7 protein-coding genes are annotated in these 6670 nt (G+C 56.2%); 3 read left to right on the top strand and 4 right to left on the bottom strand.

All coding sequences use genetic code 11. The features are described 5' to 3' along the window. Positions 1-46: 46 nt before the first annotated feature. Together ruvB and ruvA are read right to left on the bottom strand one after the other, a co-directional pair. Positions 47-1057 (bottom strand): Holliday junction branch migration DNA helicase RuvB, encoded by a 1011-nt coding sequence (ruvB, locus tag AACS24_RS16175; RefSeq protein WP_033115129.1) that lies wholly within the window; start codon positions 1055-1057, stop codon positions 47-49. Positions 1058-1065: 8 nt separating this feature from the next. Beyond that, positions 1066-1680 (bottom strand): Holliday junction branch migration protein RuvA, encoded by a 615-nt coding sequence (gene ruvA / locus AACS24_RS16170; protein WP_108571321.1) that lies wholly within the window; start codon positions 1678-1680, stop codon positions 1066-1068. 254 nt (positions 1681-1934) lie between these two features. Here ruvA and AACS24_RS16165 point away from each other — a divergent pair, with 254 nt between their 5' ends. Then, the gene (locus AACS24_RS16165) at positions 1935-3944 is read left to right on the top strand and encodes a methyl-accepting chemotaxis protein (protein WP_108571320.1); all 2010 of its coding nucleotides are present in this window, start codon (positions 1935-1937) and stop codon (positions 3942-3944) included. A gap of 58 nt (positions 3945-4002) precedes the next feature. Here AACS24_RS16165 and lysE read toward each other — a convergent pair whose 3' ends face one another. Further along, complete coding sequence (gene lysE / locus AACS24_RS16160) at positions 4003-4611, bottom strand: L-lysine exporter (protein WP_108571319.1); 609 nt, start codon at positions 4609-4611, stop codon at positions 4003-4005. 218 nt (positions 4612-4829) lie between these two features. Further along, the gene (locus tag AACS24_RS16155) at positions 4830-5612 is read right to left on the bottom strand and encodes a LuxR family transcriptional regulator (RefSeq protein ID WP_041209188.1); all 783 of its coding nucleotides are present in this window, start codon (positions 5610-5612) and stop codon (positions 4830-4832) included. A gap of 61 nt (positions 5613-5673) precedes the next feature. Here AACS24_RS16155 and AACS24_RS16150 point away from each other — a divergent pair, with 61 nt between their 5' ends. Both AACS24_RS16150 and AACS24_RS16145 read left to right on the top strand, forming a co-directional pair. Then, positions 5674-6312 (top strand): acyl-homoserine-lactone synthase, encoded by a 639-nt coding sequence (locus AACS24_RS16150; RefSeq protein WP_108571318.1) that lies wholly within the window; start codon positions 5674-5676, stop codon positions 6310-6312. Positions 6313-6517: 205 nt separating this feature from the next. Then, the coding region (locus tag AACS24_RS16145; protein WP_258222960.1) for a LysR family transcriptional regulator at positions 6518-6670 on the top strand (153 nt) is incomplete at its 3' end.

Genomic DNA, 6670 nt, shown 5'->3' with positions numbered 1-6670 from the left:
AAAAACCGCCTCATGTGGCGGTTTTTTTGCTCAAGCAGCTGTTTTCTTACTTCTCATCAGGCCGCTGAAGGCCAAAATGAGCATATGCCCGCGTAGTCGCTATCCGCCCTCTTGGGGTACGTTGCAGATAGCCCTGCTGGATCAGATAGGGCTCCAGTACATCCTCTATCGTATCTTTCTCTTCACCGATAGCCGCCGCCAGGTTATCGAGACCCACCGGGCCCCCCATAAACTTGTCTATGACAGCCAACAATAACTTGCGGTCCATAAAATCAAACCCCTCGTTATCGACATCCAGCATGTCCATCGCCCGTGCAGCGATGGGACCATCGATCCGGCCATCGGATTTGACCTGGGCAAAGTCGCGCACCCGTCTTAACAAGCGGTTAGCAATCCGCGGCGTACCGCGAGAGCGGCGAGCGACCTCAATGGCACCATCTTCTGTCATGTCGAGCCCCAGACAGCGGGCACTGCGGGAGACGATATCGGTGAGATCCTTGACGTTGTAAAACTCGAGGCGCTGAACGATGCCGAAGCGATCCCGCAACGGGCTGGTGAGAGAGCCAGCCCGGGTAGTCGCCCCGATCAGGGTAAAGGGAGGCAGATCGAGCTTGATGGAGCGGGCCGCCGGCCCCTCCCCGATCATGATATCGAGCTGGTAATCCTCCATCGCCGGATAGAGCACCTCTTCCACCACCGGGCTGAGGCGGTGGATCTCGTCGATAAAGAGAACGTCGTGTGGTTCGAGGTTGGTGAGCAATGCAGCCAGATCCCCCGCTTTCTCCAATACGGGGCCAGAGGTGGTCTTGATGTTGACCCCCATCTCATTGGCGACGATGTTGGCGAGGGTGGTCTTGCCCAGACCCGGCGGGCCGAAGATCAGCAGATGATCGAGAGCCTCCCCCCGCTGCCGCGCCGCCTCGATAAAGATCTCCATCTGCTCGCAAACAGCATCCTGACCGGTATAGTCCGCCAGTTTTTTGGGACGGATGGCACGGTCGATAATGTCGTCCTCGCGGGCGGCACTGGACGAAATGAGACGATCTGCTTCAATCATCAGCTACCTCACACCAGACTACGCAGGGATTCGCGGATGATATCTTCCACTGACATGCCATCTTTGGCGATCTTGCTGACGATCTGGCTCGCCTGTTGCGGCTTGTAACCGAGCGCCACCAAGGCGCTGGCCGCCTCTTCCGCAGCATCCGGAGCCCGCAGTTCCGGCTCGCGAGATGGCAAGGTGACCGCTGCCGGAGAGAAGAGATCATGGCTGACCCATCCCTTGAGGCGATCCTTCATCTCCACCACCAGCCGTTCGGCCGTCTTCTTGCCCACCCCTGGCAGCTTGACCAGTGAGCTTATCTCTTCACGCTCGACAGAGATGACGAACTGGCTGGCAGTCATGCCGGAAAGAATCGCCAGCGCCAGCTTGGGGCCGACCCCGTTGGTCTTGATCAGCTCGCGGAACAGGGCCCGCTCCTGTTTGTGGTTGAAGCCATAGAGCAGCTGGGCATCCTCACGCACCACAAAATGGGTGTGGATGGTCGCCTCCTTGCCAATTTCCGGCAAATCATAGAAACAGCTCATCGGCATATGCACCTCGTAGCCGACCCCGCCCACTTCCAGCAAAACCTCGGGGGGCTGCTTTTCAATGACAATGCCTCTCAAGCGACCAATCACGGCTCTCTCCTCACCAATACAGCAATTCGCAAATTGGCTCATAGCATAAAGAATAACTGGATAAGTATCCAGCATGGCCCTATCGGTGGCGGCTCATCGGAGAAGCATTTTATGCAAGATCCACCATGCTTGATCCTGTGCTTTTTCAGGCACGGGATAACCGGTAGCCGACTCCGCATCTTTGGCAAACATGGCGTTGTCTGATTAGACTTATTCGGCACCTGATAGTGCAACACACCAAGGAAGGCCATCACATGAAGATTGTTACGACCTCAAATCTGGGCCTCACCATATTGCTTGGCTGCACGCTGGGCATGGGGATCGTCGGCTGGTACGGCAGCCAGCGACTGGCCAATCTGCTCTCCTATGTATTGGGGGCAGCCTGGCAAACGGCAGATGGCGCCATGGAAGGCTCCATCGAACTGGGCCACCAGCAACTGCAAATCCAAAAGATGCTCAACGGGATCCCGCTCGATAATGGCAAGCTGAATTCAGCCAAGGCGGCAACCGATGACGCTCTGAAACGGGTGGCCAACGGGCAACTCATCGAACCCTCCGCAGTCAAGAGCATGGAGCAGCAACAGCAGGACTATCGACAGCAGCAAGATGCCTTGCTGGCGCTCTATCGCAGCTATACCGATGTGGATCAATCCTTGCGCGATAATGCCGATCAATTGGCTCGCCTCTCGGAACAGATGGAGGTCATCGGTGATGAGGCCGTGGAAGGCCTGACGCAATCGCCTGACCAACCCATTAGCTGGAACGGCGGTCTGGAAACGCGATGGGAGGCTGCCGATGGCGGTATGGAGTCCAATATCGGCTTCTTGCGCCAACTCTACGCCATGGAAAAGATGCGTAGACTCGGAATCTCTGATGCCATCAAAAAGGAGCTGGAAGAGGCAATCACTTTTTATGAGAGTGCCGCCAGCCGGATGTTGGCCACGGGGCTGTTCGATGTACAGGGCAGCGGAGAATTCGGCGGTCATACGCTGTCGAGCCAATACCGCGAGCTGCAGGCCCGCCACAAACAGTTGCTGGGCAACTGGCTAACGGCACTCGCCAGTTATCAGACACAACAGGCAACCTATGAACAGAGCGCTGAGCGGCTGCAGCAGCAGCTGGTCGATGTCGAGGCAAAAGGCGATGCCACCGTAGAAGATCAGATTATCCAGCTCAATGGCATCATCGGCCAGACCAACCGTCTGATCCTGGCTGGCCTTGTATTCAGCCTCGTCATCGTCACCTTGTGTGGCTTCTGGTTGACCCGCAAACTGGTCACTCCGCTGTTGCAGGTAAATAAACGGATGCAGGATATAGCCGCGGGCGATGGCGATCTCAACGTGCGTATCAACCTGAAGCGGGATGATGAGATCGGGTCGCTTGCCAATAGCGTGGATCGCTTTATCGAGAAGTTGCAGAAGATGATCAGCTCGACGATGCACAACAACCAGCACATCAGCGAGCATGTCCATACCTCGGTCAATCGGGTGGAGGCCATCAGCCAGAGCAGCCGCCAGACAGCCGAACACGCGCTGGCTCTGCATCATGACAGTGAAGAGATGGTACAGGTTGCCACCGGAATCTCGGACAACTGCAGCATGGCCGCCCACAATGCCAATGAAGTGCGCCAGCTGACCACCGAGAGCAGCCAGTATGTCGCCTCTGCCAGCGCGGGCATGCAACGCGTAGTACAGGAGGTAAGCGAGTGCGCCATCGCCATCAACTCCCTCAAGGAGCAGGCGGGCCAGATCGGCCAGATCATCTCCACCATCAGCGGTATCTCGGAGCAAACCAATCTGTTGGCACTCAATGCCGCGATTGAGGCGGCCCGAGCAGGGGAAATGGGGCGGGGCTTTGCGGTTGTGGCTGACGAAGTGCGCACTCTTGCCAACCGCACAGCGGCTTCCAGTGCCGAGATTAGCCAGGTGATTAGCAGCATCCAGCAGCAAACCGAGACCGCCTACCTGATGATGCAGCGTAACCTCAAGACTGTGGAAGCGGGTATGCAAGACTCCGAGAACACCAAGCAGATCCTGTTCAAGGTACAAGATGCCATCGATCAGCTGGCTGATATGGTGCAACAGGTCGCCGTCGCAACCGGGCAGCTGTCACACACCCTCAGCAACTCCTCCGACAAAGTCTCGGGCATCAGCCTGCAGGCCAAAACCGGTGAACAGGAGGCGCAGGAGTGTCTGCAACTCGCCTCGTCACTGCATCAGGCCAGCCTGCTGCAACAGCGGCTGCTTTCGCAGTTCCGGGTCTGATCCCTCTTAACAACCAAGATGCCACTCCCTGCGAGTGGCATCTTTTTATCTGGATGAGTTAACTCCCTCTGGCCAGTTGCAGCGCCAGGATCAGCATGATGATGCCGACCAGCAGATCGATCCCCTGCTGCACCCTCCCCTTTGCCAGCCAAGGGGCCAGAGCTGCGGCCCCCAACGCCAGCGAGTAAAACCATACCAGCGAGGCCAGCATGGCACCTGCGGCAAATGCCGGGCGCAAGGACTCTGCCACCTGACTGCCCACGGAGCCGAGCAACATCAGCGTATCGAGATAGACATGGGGATTGAGCAGGGTGACGCCCAACGTCATCGCCAACACACTTTTGGCCCCCATTTGCTGGGGCGAGTCGGCAAGCCCGGCCTGAGAACCACGCCAGGCACTGCACAGGGAGCGCACACCGAACCAGGAGAGAAAAAGCACGCCGCCCCAGGTCAGCAGCGCCATCCCGATGGGGCTTGCAGATAGGACAGTAGCACCACCAAATACGCCGATCCCGATCAAGATGAGATCGCAGAAGCTGCAGAGCGTTGCGGTCAGCAGATGGTGATTGCGATGGAGCCCGCGGCTAAGCACAAAGGCGTTCTGGGCACCGATGGGAATGATCATGGCAAGGCCAAGAGTAAAGCCTTGCAGAGTAGTGGCGAACATGAAAGGCACCGTCTGAAATTGGGAATAAACGGCACTATAGCGATGATCTTCTATCCAGAGAAATTCATGGATTTACTGATTGATTCATTTTACTAATGATTTCTTAATCTCGAATATCCACTCTCTTATCAAGCCATCTTGTCAATTACAGGATCTGACAATTGTGACCCTCCAATTGCAGCAGGAGAATCCATCGCTACCACCAAGGTCGTAGGGTTTTACTGCAGAGCGAGTGGAAAGTTTGTCACGACCACCTGTTCCAGGTTGGGCAACAGAATCCCGCTGCTGACGCCTTTTGCAATCGCTTGATAGCGGTTCATGGAGCCGGTTTTACGAGTGACCTGATTGAGATGGTAATTCACCGTTCGCTCGGTGATGCCGAGAATGCAGGCTATTTCACTCGAGGTTTTCCCTTCACTGGCCCAGAAAAGACATTCGGTCTCGCGTTCAGTCAAAGTCTCCGGGTACGAAGTTTCCACCATGTTGTAACGCACAACCCGTATAGCCGCTTCAAAGATGTAATTGGACATCCAGGAGAGGACTGGCGATGACTCCAGCAGCAAGTCACTTGATGCCCGCTCGGAAGTAATGAAAGAGAGAATGCCGTTTTCGCCAGCAGCGCCATGAAGAGGGAAAGAGAGGCCATTGCGCAGCCCGAATTCGGCAGCCATGCCCATCACATCCATACTCCCCTCTTGTAAAAAGCGGGCTCGTTCATCAAGGCGATTCCAGTAGATAGGGAGTGTCTGTTTGCGCGCCAGCTGAATCACGGGGTCGCATGCCAGCATGTTGTTTTCGGTATAGGCCTGCACCCAGGAGTCAGGGCACTGATTAAACAGCACAACCTTCGGTCTTTGCATCGACATGGGAATGATCAAGGCAAAACGATAGTAGTCATAACCCATTTCGATAGTGAAGCGCCCGATCAGCTCAGCCAAGCGGTTGCCATCTGTGGCCGATGTGAAGTGTTCGAGGTATTCAAGCAGTTGGTCGCGTTTCATGTGGTAGTCCCCCTGACCAGGCCCCGATTATAACGCTGAATAGAGTAATGGAGAGTTCATAATGTTTGTTTTCACTGGAAAAATGAGAGAACACCCACGAAACGAGGTGGAGAACGAACTCTATCGCTTTCGCAACAGCGTCTTTTCAGAACGCCTCGGGTGGGATGTCGAATCGCGTCGTGGACTGGAACGTGACAGCTTCGATTCACCAGATACACACTGGGTGCTGATCGAAGATAGCGAAGGTGTTTGCGGCTGTATCCGCATGCTCAACTGTGCCGAAGCCTACATGCTACCAACGATATTCCCGACGGCACTGGCTGGCGAAAACGCGCCACGCAGCTCCGATGTCTGGGAGCTAACCCGTTTGGCCATAGATGCAAGCCGTGCACCCAGCATGGGAAGCGGAGTCAACGAACTGACCTGCGTTATCTTTCGCGAAGTCTACGCTTTCGCAATCGCTCACGGGATCCGCGAGCTGGTCGCAGTGGTCAGCCTGCCGGTAGAGCGCATTTTCCGACGCCTTGGCCTTCCAATCGAACGCCTTGGTCACCGTCAGGCGGTAGATCTGGGAGCAGTTCGCGGAGTTGGCATTCGTTTTCATCTCGATGAACGTTTCGCCCGGGCAGTATCACAGCCACTCAAGGGTAACTATCAAAGCAGCCTTTATCAGCAGCCGGAACTGACCCCTCAAGCATAAAAAATCCCGGGAGCCCGCCCCGGGAAAAATGGCTCGCCATGACTCCGCGCCGGGCGGCCAGCGCGACGAACCCAGTATCTGCCCCAAAAGGCTCCTCTACCACTGTCAGATATCACAGCTCCGCCAGAATGGCGCCACCTCTCGCCGTTGTTGTCCCCGGCGCAGTCACGTAGAGTTGGGCTCTGCGCCGAGGGGAGGATGAGGGATGAAAGAGCTGGATTACAAACTGCTGCGGGCACTGGATGCCGTGTTGCAGGAGCAGAATTTCGAGCGAGCAGCCAGGTCGCTGCACATCACCCAATCGGCCATCTCCCAGCGGATCAAGCAACTGGAGCAGCAATTTGCCGAACCGCTGCTC

Origin of the sequence: Aeromonas sp. HMWF016 (assembly GCF_963878195.1) — a bacterium.
GTDB classification, from domain to species: Bacteria; Pseudomonadota; Gammaproteobacteria; order Enterobacterales; family Aeromonadaceae; genus Aeromonas; species Aeromonas lacus.
The sequence above is the reverse complement of the archived record's forward strand: the minus strand, read 5'-3'. Positions and strand labels throughout refer to the sequence as shown.